At 64.4% G+C, this 1,614-nt stretch carries 1 protein-coding gene; it reads left to right on the forward strand.

Features of this window, described 5'->3' with window-relative positions:
* Positions 1 to 119: 119 nt before the first annotated feature.
* Positions 120 to 1,232 carry an IS110 family RNA-guided transposase gene (locus RFN28_RS34450; protein WP_320291575.1) on the forward strand — a complete coding sequence of 371 codons (1,113 nt, stop codon included), beginning with the start codon at positions 120 to 122 and terminating at the stop codon, positions 1,230 to 1,232.
* The last annotated feature ends 382 nt before the right edge of the window (positions 1,233 to 1,614 follow it).

Genomic DNA, 1,614 nt, shown 5'->3' on the forward strand with positions numbered 1-1,614 from the left:
CTAGACGTTATGACCGTGGTCTGAGCGGCGGCCCGCCCTTAGTCTTTGCAGCTGTTAAGCAAACGGGGGTTGCTTCGGGGAGTGCCCGAGCCGAGCCCCAAGCGAAGAAAGGACGGGCCATGAAGCAAGATAGCGTCTTTTACGTCGGTGTCGATGTGTCGAAGGCGAAGCACGCCATTGCGGTTGCCGAGAGTGGTCGCAACGGGGAGGTCCGGTTTTTCGGCGAGATCGAGGCGAGGCCGGCGGCGGTCGAGCGCTTCGTGCGCAGGCTGGAGAAAAAGCGTCCTCGCCTGCATTTTTGTTACGAAGCCGGCCCGACCGGCTACGGGCTCTACCGGCAGATCGTCGAGCTCGGTCAGCGCTGCGATGTCGTTGCGCCTTCGCTGATCCCCAAGCGTGCGGGCGAGCGCGTCAAGACCAACCGGCGCGATGCGGTTAGCCTAGCACGGCTGCTGCGGGCCGGAGAACTGAAGGGAATCTGGGTTCCAGACGCGGTGCATGAAGCGGTGCGCGACATGGTGCGGGTGCGTGCCGCGGCGAGCGAGGATCTGCGCAAGAAGCGCCAGATGCTGCTTTCGTTCCTGCTGCGCCATGGCCGGGTGTTTAGCGGCCATAAGCATTGGAGCCGGGCCCATGCCCGCTGGCTGGCGGCGCAAAAGTTCGACCATCCGGCCCAGCAGATCGTGTTCCAGGACCAGGTCGACGTGATCACCGATGCGCAGGCTCGGCTGGAGCGGCTGGATGCGCAGTTGGCCGAGCTGGTGCCGAGTTGGTCGATGGCGCCGGTGGTGGCGGCCTATCAGGCGCTGCGTGGTGTGTCCTTCATCGTCGCCGTCACCTTTGTCAGCGAAGTCGGCGATGTCCGCCGCTTCGACAATCCGCGCCAGCTGATGGCCTTTCTCGGCCTGGTGCCCTCGGAGCGCTCGACCGGCGACACGGTCAAGCGCGGCGGCCTGACATTGGCCGGCAATCGCCGCGCCCGCCGCGTCCTGATCGAAGGCGCCTGGGCCTACCGCTATCCCGCCAGGGTGACGGAGCCCATTCGGGTCCGGCTCGAGGGTCTGCCGAAGGCGGTGCGCGAGATCGCCTGGAAGGCGCAGACCCGGCTTTGCGCCCGCTACCGGCGCCTGATGGCCGCGGGTAAGAAGAAACCCATCGTCGTTGCGGCGATCGCGCGCGAGATGGCGGCGTTCCTGTGGGCCATCGGCCACCAGGTCGAACCGGTGCGTTGAGATGCAGTGCGCTTCTTCATCGAAGATCAGGATCCCGATAAGAAATCCGGCGCGGGCGCCGCCGGATTGAAGGCTCTGCCCGCGCCGGATCTCTCGGCGGAAAAACCGGGCAGCACGGCGACGGGATGTGGCCACGGTGGGGAACTCCCGTCCCTAACTATGTGGCTGGGCATCAGCCCAACGCCCGATACTAGACAGGGATAGCCCAGGACGGATTACGGAAGTGCGGTAACCAACCCGCGGATAAGAGCTGGATCAACCGTCGTCTCAAGCCCATCCCGTCTCCGTGCTGCCCCCTCATCAATGACGAACAAAACCTGTGGCAAAAGACATAGGGCGAAAAAACGTCATCCCTCATTCTTGACCACGGTCATAAGAGTTA

Source organism: Mesorhizobium album, assembly GCF_033977205.1.
Taxonomy (GTDB): domain Bacteria; phylum Pseudomonadota; class Alphaproteobacteria; order Rhizobiales; family Rhizobiaceae; genus Mesorhizobium; species Mesorhizobium album.